Source organism: Nostoc sp. (assembly GCF_054880495.1).
This window is the reverse complement of record NZ_JBTYKD010000008.1, coordinates 1-23,813: the sequence shown is the minus strand read 5'-3', so window position 1 is coordinate 23,813 and position 23,813 is coordinate 1. Positions and strand designations below refer to the sequence as shown.

Sequence of the window (23,813 nt, the reverse complement as noted above, 5' to 3'; positions counted from 1 at the left end):
CCGCTACCAACTGTTGAGCTTATTGTTTGTCGTCAATTGCAACTTGGGGGACTCCCATGCTGTAGTTGGTAACGCGGGCAGAGAGATTGTAGCTGAGTTCGCCGATTTGCAGGAGCGATCGCAGATAATGCTCTAAGTCTGACCCCACACGGCGTAAGTTATATTCTGTGAGGTCTACGCCACTAGATGCTTCTACAAGTTCATCAAATTTTCGGTAGACGTTTTGCAGCGCATCTTCATTCCAGTTAAATTCGTTATCTGGGTCAATATCTAACGTTAAGACCTGTTGACTAGGAATGAGTTCGCCATCCCGGTCAATTTCGCCTGCAAAAATGCGGACATGCCGGGTTGTGGACTTAAGCAACATTGGGTTATCCATAAAAGGGTGTAAGATTTGGGTGGATTACACTGAAATTATTGTAGACCTTATATCTGAAGCTTGAATGCTCTCAATTTACAAGCTTGGAACGCAGTTTCAAAAGGGTATATTAAATGGGCATAAGTAAAAATATCACCTGTACTGATTAACTTAATACTTCTGTTAAGAGTTGAAGACAGAGCTAACTGCTAGTACTGACAGTAGTCCAATTATTTTTCTGTAAAAATTACTGGGTAAAGTCTTTTTATTTAGGGTACTAATCTTACCTACTGCGAAGATTTTTGGATTTATTAAGCCCAAAAGACGGTAGGGGCAGGCACTCGGCAGGAATAATTTCATCTGGGTATATTTTTTAATCGAGAACAAAAATTTTTACTTTAATAATTATGATCAGAAATTTATTTGGAATTTGCTGTTGATAAAAACGTACATCTAGTAATTTTACGGAATAGCGCTACATCGACTACTGGCTTTAATAAACTCAAAAAATGTAAGCGGTTTTACTTACGTATAAACACCAAAATTAGAGTAACAAGTAAAACTCTTGTTGACGTTAACATAAAGTTGATGTAAAAAGGTTTAAAAAAGTCGAGCAACTTCTTACAGAAACTTTATTGTGTAGAATTTTAAAAACTGAATAATAGTTATGGCTTACCATAAGCTATATCTGACACAGGAACATCAAAATCTACCTTGAAAATAAAACACAGGAGAGTGAAATGGGATACAAAGGTGATTGATGAAGAAAAAGTCTTAATTGAAGCATTTTGGATTCAAAAAAGATATAAATAATTTTGCTGGGCATTTACCTCTTTAGCCTCATGACCACCAAGTAAAGGAATCTCAATAGCTATGAACTCCAAAGCATTACCACGCCAAATAAATAATCTCGAAGTAGGTGTTTATGAGTGCGAAATACATCTCAAATTCCGGTTGATTGAGGAAAAGAGTCTATTGGGCGATCGGGAACAACTATTACAGGTGTTACTTGATGCTTTAACCGAAGGTTCTGATGACTTTCTGGAGACGTTGCAAGCGTCCGTTAAAGCGCAGGAAGTGTCTGAGTTCAAAGCCTCACCTCAAATGCGACGTCAGCTAATGCGCTTGCGTAATGCTGCTGAAAATCCCCAAACTTAAAGGTGTAATTTAAGTAGTTAAACAACGTGAATTGGGCATCAAAATCAAATGTTGATCCCATACTTGCGTTGCCATAAAAACTTAGCAGTAAGTAGAATTCATAAAATATTGTGATTTCTACTTTGTGAAGGTCTTATTTAGCAGCACAAAGTCCCAGAAACAGTTTCCGCTATTAAAAACTTTGTAGCAAAGAGTACTGGTAGAATCTGAGAGCAAATTCAGCCGGGTGCATTTTACCGAGTTTTTATCAAAACATTGCAGTAATAACAAAACTCTGTGTCTTTACAGATGGGGAAAGGGAGATAAGAGAGATAAGGAGAAAATAACCAATGCCTAATACTTCTCTTCTTAGGCTGCGCAAACGACCCGCTACTTCTCTTCTTAGGCTGCGCCAACGACCCGCTACTTCTCTTCTTAGGCTGCGCCAACGACGCCGCTCAGTACAAGTCAGTACAAGTCAGTACAAGTGCCCAATGCCTATTTAGCAAGACCGTGTTCTAAGGCAAAACGAACTAACTCTGTACGGCTACTGGTGCCAGTTTTACTAAATAAACGGCTGACGTACTTTTCTACATTGCGAACGCTGGTTTCTAAGCGACGGGCGATTTCTTTGTTCATCAACCCTTCAGCGACTAAGTTCAAAACACTTTGTTCTCTAGGAGTCAAATCAATTTTGAAAGGGGCTGGTGATTGGGAAATGGCATTTCTTTGAGTTAACAATGCCTTAATTTGGGCAATCTGATTAGCTAGTTCAGCAAGATCGGGGGTTTCAGCATCATCTCCGGTACTTGCGGACTTAGTGGCACGGCGGGCTAGCAAATTTTCAACTATAGCCACTAACTCGTCGGGATCGAAGGGTTTAGGTAGATAGGCGTCAACACCAGCATGATAGCCTTGGATGCGATCGCCTGTCATACCTTTAGCAGTTAAAAATACTACCGGGAGTGCTTGGAAACGGGGATCTTCTCGCAGTTGCTTGAGGAACTGATAGCCATCTACTTGAGGCATCATGACATCAGAAATCACTAAATCCGGTGTATTCAGCTGCATCCATTCCCAACCTTCAAGGGCGTTACTGGCGACTTGAACGCTGAAACCGCTCTCTTGCAAATAGTCTTTCACGGCTTCCCGTATCCCTGGTTCATCATCCACCAGTAACAATTGTGCTGACATTTAAAATTTCCTTGAGTTTTCCTTTTTCCAATTTAGCGAAAGTTGACGGGCATTGCTCAGGAGTTTGACCCTCACCCCCAGCCCCTCTCCCAATTTTGGGAGAGGGGAGCAAATTCTCTAGTTCCCCGAATCCCAACTTGGGAGAAGGGGTTAGGGGATGAGGGCAAAACGTCTTCTCAAAGCAGATTTTTTCTTACAGCTATTTTCAGGTAAATAGACCACGCGGTAGGGGCACAGCATTGCTGTGCCCCTACGACAGATGTGGTTGAAATACATGATTTGTGCTGTAACTTAACACCAATAGCTTTCCGGCCTACCCCACAATAAGTAGTTGGATATTTTTTTATTTGTCAGTCCCTTATTCTTACAACCGATCAATGATCTTGGCATTCTCTGGCAGCTTGGTGTCTCTTTGCCCAGCAGCACGCGCCCTAGCTGTGAACAAACCAATGGGAGTATTTAATAAATCTACAAGGGTGGCTTGACCCGCGAACGCCTTCTTAATATCCCTTGGTATTTCCTTCAATAACCAACGTACTAAGCGATAGCCGCATTCTTTGGGTGTAATCTCTCGCATCAAATCGACACCGTGCAGTTCGTGCAGATAGCGATTTGAGCGTCCATAGCGCCGCCATTGACTTTGCAGTTCTTCAAGTGTAGCACGGTGGCGGTGCTGAACGATCGCATTCGGGCTAAATTCCAAACGCCCGATGTTTTCCCCTAAAATCCGCCAGCAAATATCTGCATCGCCACCAGTGGTAAGATAAGGTCGAAATAAACCCGCTTTTTCTAAGGCAATGCGTCGAATCGCCAAATTAGCCGTTTGACCATAGGGACCAAAGGAATGCTCAAGGGTATGCTTTTGTGACAAAGTTTCTTGACGGTCTGCATGTTCTTCTAGCAGAGTTTTGCCTGGTAGTGCCAAAATTTCACCAGCGACAATTACCACTTCTTTGTTGACAAAAGGCGCAATTAATGCCTTTAACCATTGCGGTTGTGGGCGACAATCTGCATCGGTAAAAACTATAATTTCACCGCTAGCGGCGCGAATTCCAGTATTACGAGCAGCATAAGAGCTTTGAATTTGGTTTTGGCTCAACGGGTAAATTGTAATTGGGCAATTTTCGGCAGATGTTTTGAGTATGGGAAGAGTGCGATCGCTACTATTATTGTCCACCAATAAGTACTCTACCCGGTCTTTTGGGTAGGTTTGAGACAACAGACAATTGATTAAGTCTGGTAAATCCGCCTCACCGTTATAAATAGGAACAACCACCGACACCATTGGTAAAAAGCTGGTGGCGGTGGTTGCATCAACTGGCTGATGATTCATAAATCTGAGATTTGGGAGATGGGATTACTAGCTAGTATTCCCAAACCAAAATCCTAGAACGACAATATCAAGCAGTTTTTATAACTCCAAAAATCTTGATTTGGGAATATATGAACAGTACTGAGTGGGAAGATTCATAAGTACTATTTCTTACTCATGACTCAGGACTTCCGGACACCTTAATTACAATTTCAAGTCACCGGCGCGGCTCATGGGTTGAGTGGGTTGATTTGCCGGCGGCTGGGCAAAGTTCTTATTTGATAGAATTGCGATCGCACGGGCATATTGTGGATCACTCTTGGTTCCGATTAAATCTGGATTAGAAGCCAACTGACGCTCTTGTGTCTCTGTCAAGTCTAGTTTGATATCTGGGGTGATCCCTTTATGGTTAATATCCGTTCCCGCCGGGGTGTAGTAATGGGCAATGGTGACAGCCAAGCCGGAACCATCTGCGAGTTCATGAACTGACTGGACTAATGCCTTACCAAAGGTTTGACCACCTACGACTACCGCCCGCTTATTATCCTTAAGTGCCCCTGTGAGGATTTCGCTAGCACTAGCTGAATTCCCATCTACTAAGACCGCCAAAGGACGATTTGTCAGCGCAGTGCGATTGGCTTTAGTTACCTCACTGCTGCCCACACGGTCTACTGTCTTGACAATGCCGCCGTTATCATACCACATCCGCGCAATTTCAATGCTAGCCTGCAACAAACCGCCAGGATTTCCCCGCAAATCCAACACATAAGAATCAACTTTCTTAGTGTTCAAATCGCGGATGGCTCGTTGCATTTGGTCTGCGGCGTGGGCGCTAAATTCCCGCAAACGGATATAGCCAACGCGGCGATTCCCTTCTTGTCTGAGGGTATAACGTACCGTTGGCACCTCAATATTTGCCCTCGTCAGCTTGACATCAAAGGCATTTTGCGCCATCCGTCCCAGCCGTAGCTTAATAGGAGTACCCGCTTTGCCACGAATTAGCTTGGAGGCGTCATCCACTTTCATTTTGAGAGTGGGTTTGCCGTCAATTGCCAAAATTTCATCGCCTGCTTTGATCCCAGCTCTCAGTGCGGGAGAATTTTCTATGGCTTCGACAACAGTGAGCCGCTGAGTTTTTTGGCTTACTTCCATCCGAATCCCAATGCCAGAAACTTCCCCAGATGTTTGGCTAGTCAGGGCTTCAAACTGTTTGGGGTCCATGAACCGAGTGTAAGGATCTCCCAACTTTTGTAAAGCTTCGCGGATGGCAGTATAAGCTTCTTCACGAGAAGAATAGTCTTTGCTCAACAGGCTTTGTCTGGTTGCTTGCCAATCTTGTTGATTAAATTTAGCATCAACATATTCGTGATTCACCACTTGCCAGACTTGATCAACTATCGCTTTCGGGCTGTCTTGTAGGGCTAGAGCGGCACGGACATCACGAGTCCAGGCGGGACCGAACACAGACATCGTAGCAGTAGTGGCGATCGCTCCACCAATCAAGGCTACTTGAAGCGGCGAGTAACTTTTGGCAGATTGGTTCATGTATTATATCAGTTGGAATAATTGTGTTGTTGACAGTTTAACAATCAGGCCTTCGAGAAAATTTCAGTTTTTATACCCCAAACTCAGCTATGCTCCCTTGATCATTTTTATCGTTCAATGATGCCGAAAACACTCCATTATTAACAACCATTTCTCAGTTTGTTAGCTTTCTCCCGAAGCCTATACTCAATATGTGACACTTTGACTAGCGTCATGTTTGCACTTCTTGATTACTTTTATAAGATAGCACTTGGATGACTCAATTGCAGCACTGTTATACAGCTATTAAATCCGGTTTTCTTACCTAAGTCATGAAACGCAAATTTACCATCCAGTTATTAATTTCTATTCAAAGAAAATTTGCTAATCTGTGGCAATTGTTACAAAAACTAACTATTGGATTGTACTTTGTTCTGGGCGCTTGGCTGATTTTTACCACTATAACCTTAGTTTTTGCTTCTTCGCAGCCAGTAGATGCTTTCTTTGTACTTGGTGGCAGTATTAATCGAGAAATTTATGTTGCTCAACAAGCAAAACAATATCCGCAAACCCCAATTTTAATTTCTCATGGTTCCCCAGACCCTTGTATATGGTTAATTTTTCAGCCGGAATTAGCAGAGTTACAAAACGTTTGGTTAGAAAAGTGCGCGAATTCCACCTTTGAAAATTTCTATTATGGTATCCCGATTCTCCGGCGTTGGGGAGTGCATAAAGTCATGTTGATTACTTCGCCAAGTCACTTACCCAGAGCCAAATGGATGGCACAGATTCTTTTGGGCGCTCATGGGATTTGGGTAGAGTCAGAGATTGTTCAGGAGTTGGGTGTTCCTGGTAATCGTGAATCTTGGCCCAAAACTGGATTAGATTTAACACGCGGCCTATTTTGGGCGATTTTAAGTCAAATTATTCAACCGCAATGCTCAAATGTGACAAGACTTACCCAAGTAGATATGCAAGCTTGGGAGCATCAAGGTTTTCATTGTGAACACCAAGGGGGGTTGGGGAGATAACTAAACGGTGGTTGGATGGGAGCGATAATTATGGTGAATGAAGCGCTCGCTTTATCCTTAGGACTTACGCAGTGAAAACCTGAAACCTCGATCCTCCCTAACCCCCCTTTTTAAGGGGGTTGGGGGATCTATAAATGCGTAAGTCCTAATCCTGATAGAAACCTTGTGATATGCGATGTCTACGACGAGCTGCGCTAACGCAAATTCAATCTGATTTAGATTATTGTCTGCAAAGATTTGGTCATGAGCAAACACACATCCAAGTAGATTTGCAAGTAATTGATGCTGTTTGTGGCGATTTAATTAAATATTATCAACCACATAATATTCAGGTAATTATTCTTTCTGAGTATGGCATTACATTAGTACAGCACGGCGTAAATAAGCCACCCATTTGTAATCTCTGAAACCCTTGCTAAAACGTAATTACGAATTACGCGAAGCGGTACTAGTCTCCAAAGTAGTGGATTTGAACTGCATATTACAGGAAAATGCTTTAGATTGCTGTGCCGGAGGAATTGGAGTGAGAACTGCTCGATTTTGCTGCTAGCATTGCCTTTGCCGTTGCTGATCATTAAATTGCTTATATATATGTGAATGATCCGGCGTAAGTAAGTAGCTGAGAATAAATCAAAGTAGATTAAGTAATGTAAAAAATATTGAGATGTGTTCGTAGTGTTCGCGTAGCGTCTCGTAGAGAGGGCTACCCTGCTGGAACGCTTTGCGAACAGCCCTCAAATTAGGACTAAAGTCCTTACTACAAACCTTGAATTATTCACGCCGCTACTTACATCCCAAAGGTGCGATCGCTTTTAGAAGCGACTGAAGGCGTAGCCCAGGTATTGGATGGCGTGCGGTTTTTAAACGCCCTTTTAACTGTGGACCCCTACAGATCCTAAAAATACAAAACAAATTCCTGGAAATTCATAATCATATCGAGTATGCTTTATATGTGAACTCGTTATGACTATGAATTAGTTAGCTCTATCAGTAGGCACACGTTTACCTACTGAGTAAAATGTGCTTTTTCAATGCCAATAACTTAATGGAGAGCTTCTTCACCCATGACTGAACCCCAAAAATTGACAACTGCTGACGGTATTCCTGTTGCGGATAACCAGAACTCACTCACTGTTGGATCACGTGGACCTCTATTAATACAGGATTTCCACCTCATAGAAAAGCTAGCTCATTTCAACCGGGAACGTATTCCTGAGCGGGTTGTCCATGCCAAAGGTGCGGCTGCTCATGGTACTTTTACTGTTACCAATGACATCAGCCGCTACAGTAAAGCCAAACTTTTTTCTGAGATTGGCAAGGAAACTGAAGTCCTGCTGCGGTTTTCTACAGTCGGGGGAGAAAAAGGTTCAGCAGATGCCGAGCGTGACCCTAGAGGCTTTGCGATTAAGTTTTATACTGAAGAGGGCAACTGGGATATCACAGGCAACAATACTCCTGTTTTCTTTATTCGTGACCCGCTAAAATTTCCTGATTTCATCCATACCCAAAAGCGTAATCCTCAAACCAATTGCAAAGACCATAACGCAATGTGGGATTTCTGGTCACTCAGTCCAGAATCGCTCCACCAGGTGACGATCCTGTTTTCAGATCGGGGAATTCCGAAAAACTATCGACAGATGGATGGCTTTGGTAGCCACACCTTCAGTTTGATTAATGCTCAAGGCGATCGGGTCTGGACGAAATTTCACTTTAAGACTCTGCAAGGGCATCAAACCTTGACGAATGAGGAATCTGCCAAGATTAAGGGCGAAGATCCCGATCATGCGACTCGTGATTTATTTGAAGCGATCGCCCAAAAAGACTATCCAAAATGGCGGTTGTGTATTCAGGTAATGACAGAGGAGCAAGCTTCAAAACATCCAGATAATCCCTTTGACTTGACGAAAGTTTGGAAGCAAGGAGAATATCCCTTAATTGAAATTGGGATATTAGAGCTAAATCGGAACCCGGAGAATTATTTCGCCGAAGTTGAGCAAGCCGCTTTTAGTCCTAGTGCGGTAGTACCAGGTGTTAGTTTCTCTCCAGATAAAGTTCTGCAAGCTCGAATCTTTTCTTACCCAGATGCTCAACGGTATCGCTTGGGTGGTAACTATCAGCAACTACCCGTTAACCAGCCCAAATGTCCAGTGATGCATTATCAGCGAGATGGCTTTATGGCATCGGGGAACAACGGCGGTAGCGTTCCTAACTATGAACCCAATAGTGCTGAGGGTACGCCCAAAGAAAATCCAGCTTATGCAGAACCACCTAGTCATTTGGGCGATGTCACAGTTGATCGTTACAGTCATCGTGAAGGAAACGATGATTATACCCAAGCAGGTAATCTGTATCGGTTACTGACTCCTGAGCAACAGAAGCGTCTTGTTCAAAACATCGTCGGCAGCCTCAGTCAAGCTAGGCAGGACATCCAAATGCGCCAACTTTGCCACTTTTTCCGGGCAGATGTTTCTTATGGTCTTCTTGTAGCTAAGGGCTTAGGTACTTCAATTGATCCCTCAATGTTCAGCGCTACTGCTCAAGCAGTAAGTATCTAATAGCAGTGACGTACCTACACCGCCTGAGTACAGGTCGGTGTAGGCTTCTCAGAGACTCTTCAATGAAGACATAATCTGAGCTTTTAGATCGTGCGTCCCACGATTCTTTATGTTTAGAGAAGCATTTAGATCCCTGCACAAACTGACCGAGACGTTAAGTTGGCTTCAATCAGTTGGTTTATTAAAAACCTCTAAAATCTGTCGGCAAATCTGTTTGAGCTTATCCGCAATTTCACCAGAAGGCGCAGATGCGCCGATAATACTCCAGTTTTCTATCGTAGAAAGTCGCCAAGCTTCGCCGCGATGATCAAATCCAGCTACCTCCACGCCGATTGCCCGCCGGGAATTATTGATGGGATCTTGATAAAATCGGATTTGAATTAAAATACTGCGACTTCGCCAAGATTTGCTGATACCAGGAAAGTGAAAGCCAATATCTATAGAATCTGGATCGACTAACTCCCTGGTTTCTGGGTCATTCTTCCAGGGTTTGAGATCAGATTTGGCATCAGGAAACTCGAATTTGAACAAATTAACCACCGTAGCAATGTTGCTGGCGAGTTCAAGGTTCGTTGCCTGTTCAGCTGCGTTCACTAAAAAACACTCCTATATTGCGTCGGCATCTTTGGGGATGTGAAGACAGAAAAACCGCCAGAAGGCTTATATTATTGGTGCTTCAGCTTATCAAAGACCTTTGAGATTTAGCAACTTAAATCATCCTTCTCTAACAATCCTGGTAACTAACAGATGCCAAAAATCGCTTCTTGTTTGGGACTGGCTAACATCTATTAAGTAATTATACTTAAAAATTCTTCAAAAGCAGATGAAATTCTGCCCTTTATAAAAAATATCAAGATTTTCTGCAAAATCCTTGGCTGACAAGAAGGATAAATTGCGCTAGCGATCTAAAATGACACTGGTAATCGGTAAACAAAATGTATGGTGCGTCAACGCTCGGTTTTTTCATTTTTTCTAGTATTATTGACCACATTCCTCTTTAGTTGTGGCGGTCCTGGTGTGGCGGTGGCACCTCCGACTTATACAGCAACGGAACTTGAAAGAATTCAGGCATATATTCCTGAAATTCAGGCTGTGCGCGATCGCTCTCAAGAGTTGAAAACCCTGATCCAAAGAGGTGATTGGATTAATGTGCGTAACTTTATACATGGTCCGATAACAGAAGCAAGGCTGAACCTGACTTATGTCACTCCCAACCTTCTACCCAAAGACCAACCCACAGCACGTCAAATAACGCGAGATTTCTTTAACCACCTAGTTAAACTTGATAAAGCTACTAGTGCTAGCAATCCTCAAATTGCCTTGACTAACTCCCAAGCTGCTTTCGCAGACGTTGACAAATTCCTCCAGCTGCTTCCTAAAGCAGAAGAGAGTTAGGAGTTAGGAGTTAGGAGTTAGGAATTTTAACTTCTCACTTTTAACTTCTAAACCACGTCTATCTTGAAACCTGTAGTTCTTCTGTGATCAAAAGGATTTGCCCTCATCCCCCAGCCCCTTCTCCCAGATTTGGGAGAAGGGGAGCCAGAATTTCAAAGTCCCTCTCCCATATCTGGGAGAGGGATTTAGGGTGAGGGCGAAAACTACGGTTCTCAACTTAGATGAGTTTAACTTCTCACTTCTAACTTTAAGCACAAGTCATGAATGTAGTTATTATCGGTTGTGGTGTAGTTGGGGCTGCGATCGCCTATGAATTAAGTCTAGTTAAAGGGCTAAAAATCACAGTTTTTGACCGACAACCACCAGCACAAGCTGCCACGGGCGCTGCACTTGGCGTTTTGATGGGCGCAATCAGCCGAAAAATCAAGGGCAAAGCTTGGCAGATGCGACAAACTAGCATCCAACGCTATGAAACCTTGATTCCTGAACTAGAAACTTTAACTGGTCGCAAAATCCCTTTTAATCGTCAGGGAATTCTCATGCTTTTATCTGATTTTTCCCCTTCTTTAGAGGGGATTTCAGCATGGGAGAAACTGGTAGAAATTCGCCACTCTCAAGGCTGGCATTTAGAAATTTGGGATACGGCTAAACTCCAGAATATCTGTCCTCAAATTAATCACGAAAAAATTACTGGCGCTGTCTATTCTCCTCAAGATCGTCAACTTGATCCAACTGCCCTCACATTAGCTTTAGTTGAGGCTGCCCAGCAAAATGGTGTGACTTTTAAATTTGGTGTCGCTGTTTTGGATACCCCAACCTCAACACCTGAATCTTCCCTCGAATTTTGTGAGCAACTTGAGACTACAGAAGGAAAAATAGCCGCAGATTCGTTTGTAATCGCCGCCGGACTAGGTTCAACACCACTGACGGCAAAATTAAAGCAGATGGTTGATATTCGCCCCGTACTTGGGCAAGCGTTGCAATTACGTGTGGGGCATCGATTAGGGAATCCCGACTTCCAGCCAGCGATAACGGGTAACGATGTCCATATTGTTCCTGTGGGCGGTGGAGATTATTGGGTGGGTGCAACAGTGGAATTTCTCAGCAATGGTTATGAAATACCGCCAAATCAAGAACTGCTGGAATCTGTTAGAGAACAAGCGATCGCATTTTGGCCAGAGTTAGCCACAGCAACGATTGTCCGCACTTGGTCGGGGTTACGTCCCCGTCCTGAAGGACGCCCAGCCCCAGTTATTGGTAAGTTGCCAGGGTTTACTAACGTCCTTCTCGCTACCGGACACTATCGCAACGGTGTTTTACTAGCACCCGCTACAGCTTATGCAATTCGTGAGATGATTATTTCTCAGGGAGTAGGGAGTGGGGAGATGAGGGAGTAGGGGAGATGAGGGAGATGAGGGGGACAAGGGGGACAAGGGGGACAAGAAGAATAATCCATGCCCAATGCGCCATGCCCAATACTTCTCTTCTTAGGCTACGCCAACGACTTCTCTACGAGACGCTACGCGAACGCTCAGTACAAGTGCCCCATGCCCAATGCTCAATCTATAGGAAAATAGCGTGTCAATAACAGAACATAAAATCAATGTAGATTCACTGGAATGGTTTTATCGGGAATCTTTACCAATCGGCAGAACTGATTTAGCGCCTGTGTTGTTGCTACACGGGTTAGTTTCACAAAGTTATAGTTGGCGTAATATTATACCCACTCTAGCGAATCAGGGGACAAGAGCGATCGCTCCTGATTGGATTGGTTATGGCTTTTCTGCAAAACCAGAAAAACGAGATTTTGCTTATACTCCCGATGCTTTTATCACAGCTTTAGAAGGATTTATTAAAGCGTTAGAACTTGAACATTTTTCTTTAGTTGTACAAGGGTTTTTAGGTTCAGTAGGATTACAATATGCCTTGCGTCATCCAGAACAAATTGCTAATTTAGCTATCTTAAATACACCAATTTCAACTGCTGCAAAATTACCCTGGAAAATTAAACAAATGGGTTTACCTTTGGCAGGTGAAGTAATTACCCAAGATCCGCTTTTGGTTGACCGGACGCTAGAAGGTGGAAGCCGTTATCGTATAGAAGATAAGGATTTAGATATTTATCGAAAACCATTTTTGAAAACTTCTGCATCTGGTCGAAGTCTCTTAGCAAGTATTCGCAATTTGCAGCTTGATTCAGCAATGACAGAAATCCAATCTGGCTTTAAAGAATGGCAACAACCAATTCTGATTCAATGGGGTATGATTGACCCTTGGCTACCTGTAGAAATTGCCCAAAATTTTGCAAATTCCGTACCCAATACCGAATTAATAAAACTTAATAACGTCGGACATTATCCTCAAGAACACTACCACGAAGCGATTTTAGAAGACCTTTTACCCTTTTTGCGTCGTAAAGATGCTCATTGACAATCTAAGCTCTTACGTATACAACTTGCATTGTTAGGGCGGGCAAGATGCCCACCCCACAATCATACTGAAAAAATAATTAGTGCAAATTAAAGGTGCAACAGCTTACCTATAGGAAAAATCGATATTATAAAGATGAATTTATTTTTTAACACAGATAAACATCTGTGTTAAAAAATGAATTTGGGATTTTTGCTAGATTGATAAATGTTATCCCCGCCTGCATTTGTGAACTTTTTATTACCACTAAAAATGTATCACAACCACAAGTAAAGGAGATTAGGACTCATGGCTTATTCATGGTTTAAAGCATTTCATATTGTCGGATTTGTAGTTTGGTTCGCTGGTTTGTTCTACTTAGTACGTCTTTTTATCTATCACGTTGAAGCGAACCTTGAACCTGAACCAGCGCGAACGATACTGAAAAATCAGTATCAAATAATGGAAAAGCGCCTCTACTATATCATCACTAACCCAGGAATGTTTGTGACGATCGCAATGGCTATCGGTTTGTTAACCACTGAACCGGATATTTTAAAAGAGGGTTGGTTGCATATCAAACTGCTGTTTGTGGCTATTTTAATTGGCTATCATCATTACTGCGCTCGGCTAATGAAGAAATTAGCAGTAGATGAATGTGGCTGGAATAGTCAGCAATTACGTGCTTTAAATGAAGCACCTACAGTTATGTTAGTAGCGATCGTGTTGCTGGCTGTGTTTAAGAATAATCTACCTACGGATATCACTGTCTGGGGCATTTTTGCAATGATTATTTTCATGGCAGTAACTATTCAACTTTACGCCAAAAAACGCAGGCAAGATAAAGAGAAGCTGACGGCAGAGATAGGGCAACCACAAGAACAAAGTTAGACTAGTTCCCGGTGCGAAACTCAGAAGGCTCATTCTATAAAGCCTAAAAACCAAGGTTTTAGTTCCTGGAAACATCTTAAATCCGTATCCTTATTTTTTGGAAATTTAGTTTCGCACCAAGAACTAGACTAAATTGGGGCCTCACACAAAGTACGACAGCACAACTGTGCATTAGTGTCAACTTAAGCCAAAACAATTTTCAAACCTTGTTTATTGGCTGTGACTGCTCCTAAAAAGTCAGTCTCTCCAGTCTTTGCTAATTCTTGAAATTTTCTGAGAGATATCACAGAAACAGGGCCAAATTTCCCATCGGCTGGAGGTTCTAGCAAACTTAAGCTGATTAACAATATCTGAATCTGAGGAGCCAAGTCTGCGTCATCAGCGATCGCAAAAAGCCAGCCTTTCACCTCCAAGGTCATTGAAGGGCTAGCGAATCACCAATGACCTAGACAATTGCAAATCCCTCAAAGCGTGGGCTAGAGAGGGATTTTGGGTATTGGGTTTTTCGACTGCTAGGTTAAATTACTTGCTTTCTCAACTGCTTGCTTTAACTCTTCAAAGGTAATACTACCGTCTTCGTCTGAATCATACCGTACTAGTAACTCCTGGGGGCTACTGGTATTTGTTTCTGATGAGATGATTGCACTTGAGCCAGGACTTAAAAAAAGCTCATTAATGGACACTTTGCCGTCTTGATCGCGATCTAAGGTATTAAAAAGAGATTGAAGCTCTTGCTCGGTTGCCATAAGTTTCTATCTGAATTAATTTTTTAATTTAATAATATATCAAAATTAAACACCAATTATATCCTTAGACGTAGAAACGGGTATCGCTGAGGCTTAGATCAGGTGTAGGCTGTGATATAGGGTCTAGAGTTGGGACAATGAAAATCAATCGGCACGGTCGAGCCAAAGTTCTCACTCAACAAGAGATACAGCTAATTTTCCGCTATACCTGCCCCACGACCACCGCCAAAATTTACTGGTTAGGTTAGGCGATGTAAGACGGTCTGAGACTGCGGTTGCTGTTTGACCCTAGAATCCCCCGAATTTAATGAAGTGGATTCGGGGGAGTATGTCAAGGATGAGTATCTTTTCCATCCCAACAGACTAAGGTAGGTGTAGCTATAGTTTTAGTTTGGTAAGCATTTTTGACACCAACCCAGTTACTAGCAATTGGCATTCGCCAACCAGTTCCAAAGGCGCGATCGGTGATTTTTAAACCGGGGGGTGCTTGTCGCCGTTTAAATTCAGCCCGCGCTACCATTTGGATTACTCGGTTTACAATCACCGGATCGTGACCAGCTGTAACAATTTGCACTGCTGATTGGTGATTATGAATCAGGCGTTGCAAGATATCGTCCAAAATTTCGTAGGGCGGTAGAGAGTCTTGATCAACTTGACCTGGTTTGAGTTCAGCGCTAGGTGGTTTAGTCAAGACATTTTGCGGGATGATTTCATTATTGCGATTTAACCATTGGCAAAGTGAATAAACGCGGGTTTTAGGAACATCTGCAATTACCGCTAATCCGCCATTCATATCACCGTAGAGAGTACAGTAACCGACAGCCATTTCTGACTTGTTACCGGTAGATAAAAGGAGATAGCCAAATTTATTAGCGATCGCCATTAATAAATTACCGCGAATCCGAGATTGTATATTCTCCTCTGCCAGTCCAAACTCTGTACCTGCAAACAAATCGCCTAAAGTTTGATCAAAGCCTTGCATTAACTTCCCAATTGGTAAAAGATTAGTCTTAATCCCCAAATTTTCGGCTAATGCCTCAGCATCACTAATGGAATGCTCAGAACTGTAAGGGGAAGGCATGAGAAGACCGAGGACATTTTCTTTACCAAGTGCAGCAGTTGCGATCGCAGCTACTATTGCCGAGTCAATCCCCCCACTTAAACCCAACACTACTTTAGAAAAGCGGCATTTACGAGCGTAATCTCGGACTCCCAAAACCAAAGCTTGCCAAATTTCTTCATCTTCCGATTCATACACAGCTGCTACAGAACCTAACTGTAAATCTCGTTGCGCTTCGTCAAATTCGACCACCACTAAATCTGTGTCAAAGCCACGGGCGCGACACATAATTTCACCTTGACGATTTAAGGCAAAACTACGCCCATCAAAAATTAAGTCATCATTTCCGCCAACCTGATTAGCATAAATAATCGGTTGTTGAAAACGCACTGCACTATACTTAAGAATGGTTTCTCGAAACTGCTGCTTGCTGAAACTGTAGGGTGAAGCAGACAAATTTACAATCAAATCTACACCGAGAATTGCTAAGTCAGCAATTGGATTCACTGTATAACTACGTTTGCCCCAAAATTCCTCATCGTTCCATAAATCTTCGCAAATAGTTACGCCAATATGGATATTATCTAGACTAAAATAATTAGCCTGTAATCCTGGTTCAAAGTAGCGACGTTCATCAAATACATCGTAAGTAGGCAAAAGTCGCTTGTGAAAAAGTTGCTTCACCTTGCCATTCTCTAATAAAGCTATACTGTTAAATAAAGTTTTACCGCCACTAATAGACGCTTTCAGGTTCTGTTCAACAGTTCCTACCAACACAGCTAAATTTGGTGGTAAATCTTGGGCTAACTTCTGTAAAGTGATGCCCATCGCTGACACAAAACTAGGATTTAGTAATAAATCTCTTGGTGGATAGCCACACAAAGAAAGTTCTGGTGTCAACAACAAACGCGCACCGCTAGATGCTGCTCGTTGTGCCGCCTCCAGGATTTTTTGGGCATTCAAAAGCAAATCACCAATTGTCGGATTAATTTGAGCGATCGCAATTTTCATTGTATTTAGTCATTAGTCATTGGTCACTTGTACTGAGCGTTGCCGTTGGCGCAGCCTCTCGTAGAAAAGTATTGGTCATTGGTAAATGCTCAAAATAACTTATTCTGGACTCTGCGTAACAATTACTTAAATAAACACTAAAGGTTTATCTTTTAAGGGAGCAAAAGCTTCAGCGTCAAACTTATACAAACTAGCTGGACGACCGGCTCCCCGTGATACCTTAATTCCGGTATCGCATAAAAAACCTAACTTGAGTAGACGCGCTCGAAAATTAGAATAATCGGAAAAATTGTCACCTAGAACTGTGGCGTATAACTGATATAAATCATTTAATGTGAACATCTCTGGCAAGACTTCAAAAGCCACCGGACTATACTCTAATTTATTTCGCAACCGCCTGTGTCCATAGGCCAGAATTTCATTATGGTCAAAAGCTAATTGCGGCACTTCTTTTACCGGATACCAAGCTATACCAGTCATGCGATCAGCAATCAATTCGGCTTCCTCAAATCGCACTAGGGCAAAATAACTAACTGATAGATAACGTACATTATAACTATCGGTTGCTTCCCGTGGATCGCGATTCGGCCCGCCAAAGGTATACAGTTGTTCTAAATAGAGATTGTTGACCTTAATTTTCTCTGCCATAATGCGATAGGCGGCATCTTCTAATGACTCTCCTGGACGCACCAAAGTACCGGGAAGACTCCAATGATTTAAAAATGGTTCTTGCTGTCGCATTACTAGTAGAACTAACAGCCGATTTTGGGCAGTATCTACAGAAAAAATTACATTATCAACACCAACCTTGAAATCGGCCAAAGGTTGTTGGTTTAGCGGAGTTGGTATCTTTTTTGGAAAATGTCCTGGCATTCGTACAAATGCTCTCGATTAATATAGGCAACTACAGGGGCTGTGAGGGCTTGGGGATCTCTATGTTCGCGGTAGGCTGTTGAGGAAACATCTAGACCAGTCAGACTAGCGATCGCAATCTTCCCTCCCAGCTTCTGCACTACCTCTGAACTAGATTCATCTATTGCATATCCCGGTCGCGGCACGATCAATAGTTGCACTTCCTGTAACAAATCTTCAATGCGATACCAACGTGGTAGTTGACTCAGTAAATCTGAACCAATAATCAACGTCAATTCAGCGTCCTCGCCCCAAGTAAGCTTCGCTTTTTCCACTGTTTCCAGTGTTCTAAAGCTACTCAATTCTTGTTCCAAAGCAATATTATGCCGTGGTGCGTCTATATCCGCAATCAACAGTTGCAGCATTGCCGCCCGATGTTCTAAGGGTGTTTGATGGGACTTAAATGGATTATCTGCTGCCCAAACCGCTACCCAATCATAACGCTTAGACAACCAACTCAGAATTTTTTGATGTCCCGCAGTTGGTGGATCGGCACTAGTTCCAAACAAAGCAATTCTCATACTAATTCGTAATTCGTAATTAAGACAGACTGAAAAAGTACTTTTATCTGTGTGTTCTCTGTGCCTCTGCGGTAGCCTACGGCAAGCCGCTGCTGCGTCTACGTTTTTCAGTTTCCGCTGTCAATTCTTGCAGTGCGGCAGAAATCTCCACCTGCACTCCTACAGGATGATCCAAACGCCGTGTTTCCTGTGGCAAACTGGCTACTGAGGCGGCGGTACGCTGACGAATTGTTGCCAACGACTCCAACGGCTGCACCCGTTCACCTTCTTGCACTACCAACTGCAACAAAGGTTCTTCTTCCAGAGGAATTTCACCTAAAAGTCCCAACCTGTCTGCTTTTACCTTACCTCCGGTAAACGAGCGAAAAATCTGCTTGCGCCCTGGATAAGTAACCTTACCACTCGACTGTTTCATCACTGGGATGCCATCTATGTCCACGAGTTTATAAACTCCATTTACAGGCGAACCTGTAACTAATCGCGTTCCCAATCCGTAACCATCAATCTGGGCCCCAGCAGCTTTTAATCTGGCAATTTCCCACTCATCTAAGTCGCCACTAGCAAAAATTGGCACACCGGGAAGGAGCGAGCGCACCTGTTTTGATAAGGTAACTAAATCTCCTGAATCCAATCTCACTCCTGTTAATTGCATTTCCCCGGAATTGACTTTTTGGGCTAATCGCTGGGCAGCAATAATGGTATCATAAGTATCAATCAGCAATGGCGCACCCGGAAAATATTGATGAAATGCACTAAAAGCTTGTTCCTCAGTGCCTTCTATTGCTGACAACGCCATAACCAGGGCGTGTGCCATTGTACCACTTGGCTTTTGTCCCAGTTGTAGCGCTGCTAACACATTGGAAGTGGAATCTAGCCCACCTGCCAAGGCAGCCCGTGCCGCCCACAAGGAAGCCTGGGGACTAAATGCTCGTCGTGTCCCAAATTCTAAAAGTGTTGCTTTCTCCCCCGCTACATCTCGCAACCGTGCTGCTTTTGTGGCAATTAAAGTCTGGTAATTAATCGTATTTAGCAGGTAAGTTTCCACTAGTTGCGCTTGCCAAAGGGGTGCTTCCACCCGCAACAGTGGTTGATTGGCAAAGACGGCTGTCCCCTCCGGTACTGCCCAAACATCACCCGTAAACTTTCCCTGGGCTAAAAGTGACCAAAAGCGATCGCTTGCTTGATCAAAAATTCCCGTTGCCTGTAATGCCGCAATTTGCGAGGAACTAAAGTGGAATTTCGCCAAATATTCCAATGCCTGCGTCAGCCCCATTGCAATTAAATAACCAAAACCCTCTGGCAATCGCCTCACAGTCAACTCAAAGCTTGCCCGTCGGTGTTCTATACCTTCGCCTGTGTAACAAACTGCCATCGTCAACTGATAAAGGTCTGTCAGTAAGCTGTAGTCATCCGCAGAGAAGTTTAGTTCCTGGCTTTGCTGTTTATGTACATAGTCCAAATCTGGCAAAAGAGTTGTCATTCCAGAGCTTCCTTACAAGATGCTTCTGCTATTTATGGTAATATCTACCATAAATAATGTCAACTCCCGGCAAGGATATTTTCTGAGATTGCCGTAGAACAGGAGATTTATAGGCAAATTAATACTAACTTTATCAATAATTTAATATTTATTAATAGTAATAATCTGAATTGGACAGGCGGCTAATGAAAGAAAATAATATCCTGGTAAGTCTAGTTTTTTTCCTAAACTGGGGTTGGAGAAATAACTATGTTAGGATTAGAATCAGTGAGAAAAATTGGACTTTTTGAAAAGCTAAAGTATTGCGAAGTTATCTGAATAAACATTGCGTATAATCTCGATATATTGAGAATTTGAGCTAGTCAAGAATATCCGCATTAGAGTATAGGTATCGCAATTAAAGCGACTCAAAAATAAGGAGTCCAATATTATGGCTATTTCCAGAATCATTGCGAACATAACCCAGTATATTTCTGAAGCGGCAATGCGGATTTTTGGGCCGAATGATGATGCTTATCCTAGTATTGGTGTACAACCTTTTACAGGTGATCCTTACAATAAGCGTAAAGATGATAATTCGTAGGTGCTGAATATCAGAATCCAACTTGAATAATTATAAGGATAGTGAGACTTAAATCTTTGTCTACTAAGGCTTTTATCTGAAAAATTTTTCAATAATCAAACTGGAGTCCTAAGTAAGTGGGCGTGAATAATTAAAGGTTTGTTTTAAGTAGCTAAAGCTGTTTAAAACGAGCGAATTTAATTAAATTCAAATTGTGTAACATAGTTTGATTTATTCTTGTCCACTTACTTAATATAGCAATCCTATTTGATTTACTTTCCACCGAGAGGCTCAGAACCCCGACTTCTTCAAGAAGTCGGGGTTCTGATTGTTCATTTGCAATTAAAAATATGAATTTTACGAATTATATTAACTTGACTTCTCAGCATTAGACGTAGGTTGGGTGGAGCGGAGCGCAACCCAACTGATTATCAGGATGTTGGGTTACGCAAAGCCTCCACCCAACCTACAAGCTTCTTCAAGAAGTCGGGGTTCTCGTTGTTCATTTGCAATTAAAAATATGAATTTTACGAATTATATTACAGCAGTTTTCATGTATTTGAACCACATGTATCGTAGGGGCACAGCATTGCCCATTGGTGTCAACTTAAGCAAAAAGCAGGCAGAAGATGTAATCTAAGAACATCTGGTTTGATGTGATTAGTGATACATCATGAGTACAAAACGTCCAGCGCGAAAAGGCAACCCGGACCTGCGTCAACAAAAACATGTGCCAGCACCGCCCATAGAACAAATCGAGAAACAGATATTTTCATTGCTATCTCCTGGAAGCTTTAAACCCCTGAAATTCTATTCAGACAAAGAAGAACAGAAGAAAAAACTTCGAGATAGAATATTGACCCTACCGGTGATGATGGCGATCGTTATAGGGTTAGTATATCGGCAGATTCCAGGATTAAGAGAATTACAAAGGGTCTTAAGTGAAGAAGGACTGTTATGGGTGGGTCAGATAGAAGTAAGTACACAAGCAATATCAAAAAGATTGCAAAAACTACCAATAGAATTATTTGTACAAATTTTTGAGCAAGTCATGGCAAGAATCAGTGTGCAATCACAAAATGCGGCAGTGCCAGTCAATTGGCAGTGGAAGATGCTTTTTTGCTCACAAAAAGGCTTTTAGGATTAGCTTATATTTGGGTTGGCGACAAGAATGGCGTACAAATCCAAATTTTGGCAACCTGGATTTTTTATGCTGTTGTCAATCAATTATGTATTGATGTTGCGAGCGCTCTCAACCAACCAAAAGAGCGAATTTCTACAGAAATGGTGTTTCGCGGTTTATACCATTTTTCCCAAGCTATCCTACGTGGTGATGCCAGTGATGCTGTTCCTTATTTTGTGGAACGTCAAAAGCTGTTTGGATTAGTCAAAGCAAGGCGTAAGCGTCATCGAGAGATTGACGCTTACACCCAACAAATTTGGGTTTTATCTTCTTAAGTTGACACCAATGAGCTTTTTCTGTGCCCCTACCGCGTGGTCTATTTACCTGAAAATAGCTGTAAGTAAGTAGGCGTGAATAATTAAAGGTTTGTAGTGAGTTAGTGCGCTGATGGAGGAAACCCCATCAGCGCACTAACGTTAGCGAGTCTTGTCTACGCCACGCTATTCGCTAAGGAATAAAAATTAAATAAGATACAATTTATGTCCCTGGCTTACCTCACCCTCAATCCCTCTCCTTATAAAGGAGAGGGAAGCTAGAGACAGGATGAAGTATTTGCATTTTATTTAATCCACGTTCCTAAGGAGCGTGAAGTTCTTCCAACTCCTTTTATATTTCAGTCTTCTATGATTAGCTGGTATGATTTGAGCCGACATCTTAAAGTACCAACAACATTAATCACAATTTCACTGATAGCTGATAGCTAATTATGGTAGTTGTAGCAATTCTAGCGGCGGGACGCGGCACACGGATGAAATCACGCTTACCCAAGATTTTACATTCTTTGGGTGGGCGATCGCTATTACAAAGAGTTCTCGAAAGTGTAGAACCACTTTTGCCCTCACGGCGAATCGTGATTGTCGGATATCAATCCGAGGAAGTGAAAGCCGCTATGCATTCAATTCCCAGTTTGGAGTTTGTCGAACAAACTGTGCAATTGGGGACAGGTCATGCCATCCAGCAATTACTTCCTCACTTGGAAGATTACACTGGAGATTTACTGGTACTTAATGGCGATTTACCGTTAATACGCACCCAAACCCTCCAGCAGATGTTACAAACTCACGCCCGAAATCAAAACGCCGCCACTATTCTCACGTCGCACCTATCCGACCCCACAGGCTACGGGCGAGTTTTTTGTAACGATGAAAATATTGTGCAGCAAATGGTCGAACATAAGGATTGTACTGCTGCCCAAAGACAAAATCACCGGATTAACGCTGGAGTTTACTGCTTTCGCTGGCAAGATTTGGCAAAGGTGCTGCCCCATCTACAGGCAAATAATGCCCAAAAAGAATACTATCTCACCGATGCCGTGACTCAGGTGGGACAAGTGATGGCAGTGGATGTGGAAGATTACCAAGAAATTCTCGGCATCAACGATCGCCTGCAATTGGCAACAGCCTACGAGATTTTGCAAAAACGAGTCAAGGAAAAATGGATGCTGGCGGGTGTCACCCTCATCGATCCTACAAGCATCACCATTGATGAAACAGTGGAATTACAGCCGGATGTAATTATTGAACCCCAAACTCACCTGCGAGGAAATACGGTGATTAAAACCGGAAGTCACATTGGGCCGGGAAGTTTAATTGAAAATAGCCAGTTGAGTGAAAACGTCACGGTGCAGTATTCTGTGGTAACAAATAGCACTGTGCAAGCTGGAAGCCGAATTGGCCCTTATGCCCATTTGCGCGGTCAGGTACAGGTAGGCGCTGGTTGCCGTGTGGGGAATTTTGTGGAATTGAAAAATACGCAATTAGGCGATCGCACGAATGCAGCACATTTATCGTATATAGGTGATAGCGTTGTCGGCAATCAGGTGAACATTGGTGGCGGTACAATTACTGCCAATTATGACGGCGTGAAGAAACATCGTACCAAAATAGGCGATCGGACTAAGACTGGTGCCAATAGCGTTTTAGTGGCTCCAATTACTTTGGGTGATGATGTCTACGTGGCTGCTGGTTCGACGATCACAGAAGATGTTCCTAATGATTCTCTAGCGATCGCGCGTAGTCGTCAAGTGGTGAAATTAGGTTGGCGGAGGAAGAGTCAATAAAAAACTCCACCCACTCAAGGGAATTGAGTTTTTGGGCATGGGGAATGGGGCATGGGGAAGAAGTTACCTGTTTGGCCCATGCCCTATGCGCCAAGGGTTGGGGCGGCTATGCCTTTCCACCCACTCAAGGGAATTGAGTTTCCCGCCGCTTTCAATAAAGCGATAATTAAATCATCAGATTAGCTGATTTAACTAAGCGCCTTAGAGAATCCGTTTCTGGATTGCTTAAGAATCCCCATCTGCCTATGCGCTGAGGAGTATCAATAATCGCTGTTTCTACAATTAATTCAACAATAGCCAATCAATTCACTATCATTCCATTCCAAAGTATCGCCAATTTTTTCGCCGTCGTGATAGGCTGCGAGTAAGATTTCGCTAGTTTTACCCCAAGCGATCGCTCCACTGACATCTAAGGCGATCGCTCCCAAATCCCGTTTGTTTTGGTGCGCTTCCCCAAGCGATCGCTGCATCGC

The 23,813-nt window shown here is 42.8% G+C and carries 22 protein-coding genes and 2 pseudogenes; 12 read left to right on the top strand and 12 right to left on the bottom strand.

Annotation, left to right across the window (positions count from 1 at the left end):
• Positions 1-19 precede the first annotated feature (19 nt).
• Entirely contained in the window at positions 20-379 is a 360-nt protein-coding gene (ndhM, locus tag ACYTXL_RS00720; protein WP_461923060.1) for an NAD(P)H-quinone oxidoreductase subunit M, read from the bottom strand.
• A gap of 852 nt (positions 380-1,231) precedes the next feature.
• Between ndhM and ACYTXL_RS00715 the strand changes: the two genes are divergently transcribed.
• On the top strand, positions 1,232-1,516 hold the full coding sequence (locus ACYTXL_RS00715) for an Npun_R1517 family heterocyst differentiation transcriptional regulator (protein ID WP_138498346.1): 285 nt from the start codon (positions 1,232-1,234) through the stop codon (positions 1,514-1,516).
• Positions 1,517-1,845: 329 nt separating this feature from the next.
• The gene (locus ACYTXL_RS00710; RefSeq protein WP_461923059.1) at positions 1,846-2,001 is read left to right on the top strand and encodes a hypothetical protein; all 156 of its coding nucleotides are present in this window, start codon (positions 1,846-1,848) and stop codon (positions 1,999-2,001) included.
• Here the strand turns inward: ACYTXL_RS00710 and ACYTXL_RS00705 are convergent.
• The 3 genes from ACYTXL_RS00705 to ctpB all read right to left on the bottom strand — a co-directional run bounded on the left by ACYTXL_RS00705 (position 1,994) and on the right by ctpB (position 5,546).
• Entirely contained in the window at positions 1,994-2,689 is a 696-nt protein-coding gene (locus ACYTXL_RS00705; protein ID WP_461923058.1) for a response regulator transcription factor, read from the bottom strand. The two genes, ACYTXL_RS00710 and ACYTXL_RS00705, sit on opposite strands and share 8 nt — an antisense overlap.
• Before the next feature lie 364 nt (positions 2,690-3,053).
• Complete coding sequence (locus ACYTXL_RS00700) at positions 3,054-4,022, bottom strand: glycosyltransferase family 2 protein (protein WP_461923057.1); 969 nt, start codon at positions 4,020-4,022, stop codon at positions 3,054-3,056.
• A 183-nt stretch (positions 4,023-4,205) separates the two neighbouring features.
• On the bottom strand, positions 4,206-5,546 hold the full coding sequence (gene ctpB, locus ACYTXL_RS00695; RefSeq protein WP_461923056.1) for a carboxyl-terminal processing protease CtpB: 1,341 nt from the start codon (positions 5,544-5,546) through the stop codon (positions 4,206-4,208).
• A 311-nt stretch (positions 5,547-5,857) separates the two neighbouring features.
• Between ctpB and ACYTXL_RS00690 the strand changes: the two genes are divergently transcribed.
• From ACYTXL_RS00690 to ACYTXL_RS00680, 3 genes are all read left to right on the top strand, one after another.
• Positions 5,858-6,556: a YdcF family protein gene (locus tag ACYTXL_RS00690; RefSeq protein WP_461923055.1), complete on the top strand. Its 699-nt coding sequence runs from the start codon at positions 5,858-5,860 to the stop codon at positions 6,554-6,556.
• A 170-nt stretch (positions 6,557-6,726) separates the two neighbouring features.
• Positions 6,727-6,963: an alkaline phosphatase family protein gene (locus tag ACYTXL_RS00685; protein WP_461923054.1), complete on the top strand. Its 237-nt coding sequence runs from the start codon at positions 6,727-6,729 to the stop codon at positions 6,961-6,963.
• Between the two features lie 657 nt (positions 6,964-7,620).
• Entirely contained in the window at positions 7,621-9,111 is a 1,491-nt protein-coding gene (locus tag ACYTXL_RS00680) for a catalase (RefSeq protein ID WP_461923053.1), read from the top strand.
• 165 nt (positions 9,112-9,276) lie between these two features.
• Here ACYTXL_RS00680 and ACYTXL_RS00675 read toward each other — a convergent pair whose 3' ends face one another.
• Positions 9,277-9,705, bottom strand: coding sequence for a hypothetical protein (locus ACYTXL_RS00675; protein ID WP_461923052.1), 429 nt, complete (start codon positions 9,703-9,705; stop codon positions 9,277-9,279).
• Between the two features lie 345 nt (positions 9,706-10,050).
• Here ACYTXL_RS00675 and psbQ point away from each other — a divergent pair, with 345 nt between their 5' ends.
• The 4 genes from psbQ to hemJ all read left to right on the top strand — a co-directional run bounded on the left by psbQ (position 10,051) and on the right by hemJ (position 13,806).
• Complete coding sequence (gene psbQ, locus ACYTXL_RS00670) at positions 10,051-10,506, top strand: photosystem II protein PsbQ (protein ID WP_461923051.1); 456 nt, start codon at positions 10,051-10,053, stop codon at positions 10,504-10,506.
• 260 nt (positions 10,507-10,766) lie between these two features.
• The gene (locus ACYTXL_RS00665; protein ID WP_461923050.1) at positions 10,767-11,903 is read left to right on the top strand and encodes an NAD(P)/FAD-dependent oxidoreductase; all 1,137 of its coding nucleotides are present in this window, start codon (positions 10,767-10,769) and stop codon (positions 11,901-11,903) included.
• A gap of 181 nt (positions 11,904-12,084) precedes the next feature.
• Positions 12,085-12,936: an alpha/beta fold hydrolase gene (locus tag ACYTXL_RS00660; protein WP_461923049.1), complete on the top strand. Its 852-nt coding sequence runs from the start codon at positions 12,085-12,087 to the stop codon at positions 12,934-12,936.
• A gap of 288 nt (positions 12,937-13,224) precedes the next feature.
• A complete protein-coding gene (gene hemJ, locus ACYTXL_RS00655) occupies positions 13,225-13,806 on the top strand; it encodes a protoporphyrinogen oxidase HemJ (RefSeq protein WP_461923048.1) in 582 nt (193 codons plus the stop codon).
• A gap of 209 nt (positions 13,807-14,015) precedes the next feature.
• Here the strand turns inward: hemJ and ACYTXL_RS00650 are convergent.
• From ACYTXL_RS00650 to ACYTXL_RS00625, 6 genes and pseudogenes are all read right to left on the bottom strand, one after another.
• Positions 14,016-14,225, bottom strand: a pseudogene (locus ACYTXL_RS00650) (peptidoglycan-binding protein); the annotation flags it as partial.
• Between the two features lie 93 nt (positions 14,226-14,318).
• Positions 14,319-14,552: an EF-hand domain-containing protein gene (locus ACYTXL_RS00645; RefSeq protein ID WP_461923047.1), complete on the bottom strand. Its 234-nt coding sequence runs from the start codon at positions 14,550-14,552 to the stop codon at positions 14,319-14,321.
• A gap of 331 nt (positions 14,553-14,883) precedes the next feature.
• Positions 14,884-16,623, bottom strand: a complete 1,740-nt coding sequence (locus tag ACYTXL_RS00640) for an NAD+ synthase (protein ID WP_461923046.1) — start codon at positions 16,621-16,623, stop codon at positions 14,884-14,886.
• Positions 16,624-16,749: 126 nt separating this feature from the next.
• On the bottom strand, positions 16,750-17,496 hold the full coding sequence (locus ACYTXL_RS00635) for an NUDIX hydrolase (RefSeq protein ID WP_334905891.1): 747 nt from the start codon (positions 17,494-17,496) through the stop codon (positions 16,750-16,752).
• A complete protein-coding gene (locus ACYTXL_RS00630) occupies positions 17,457-18,056 on the bottom strand; it encodes a nicotinate-nucleotide adenylyltransferase (RefSeq protein WP_461923045.1) in 600 nt (199 codons plus the stop codon). Before ACYTXL_RS00630 ends, ACYTXL_RS00635 begins: the two co-directional genes overlap by 40 nt.
• Before the next feature lie 76 nt (positions 18,057-18,132).
• Positions 18,133-19,536: a nicotinate phosphoribosyltransferase gene (locus ACYTXL_RS00625; RefSeq protein WP_461923044.1), complete on the bottom strand. Its 1,404-nt coding sequence runs from the start codon at positions 19,534-19,536 to the stop codon at positions 18,133-18,135.
• A gap of 430 nt (positions 19,537-19,966) precedes the next feature.
• On the opposite strand from ACYTXL_RS00625, the gene ACYTXL_RS00620 reads away from it, so the two are divergent.
• From ACYTXL_RS00620 to glmU, 3 genes and pseudogenes are all read left to right on the top strand, one after another.
• A complete protein-coding gene (locus ACYTXL_RS00620; protein ID WP_461923043.1) occupies positions 19,967-20,119 on the top strand; it encodes a hypothetical protein in 153 nt (50 codons plus the stop codon).
• 652 nt (positions 20,120-20,771) lie between these two features.
• A pseudogene (locus tag ACYTXL_RS00615) lies at positions 20,772-21,556 on the top strand (hypothetical protein).
• A gap of 431 nt (positions 21,557-21,987) precedes the next feature.
• Positions 21,988-23,340, top strand: coding sequence for a bifunctional UDP-N-acetylglucosamine diphosphorylase/glucosamine-1-phosphate N-acetyltransferase GlmU (glmU, locus tag ACYTXL_RS00610; protein WP_461923042.1), 1,353 nt, complete (start codon positions 21,988-21,990; stop codon positions 23,338-23,340).
• 287 nt (positions 23,341-23,627) lie between these two features.
• On the opposite strand, the gene ACYTXL_RS00605 is transcribed toward glmU, so the two are convergent.
• Positions 23,628-23,813, bottom strand: a 186-nt coding sequence (locus ACYTXL_RS00605) for an isoaspartyl peptidase/L-asparaginase (RefSeq protein ID WP_461923041.1), incomplete at its 5' end; no start/stop codon positions are given.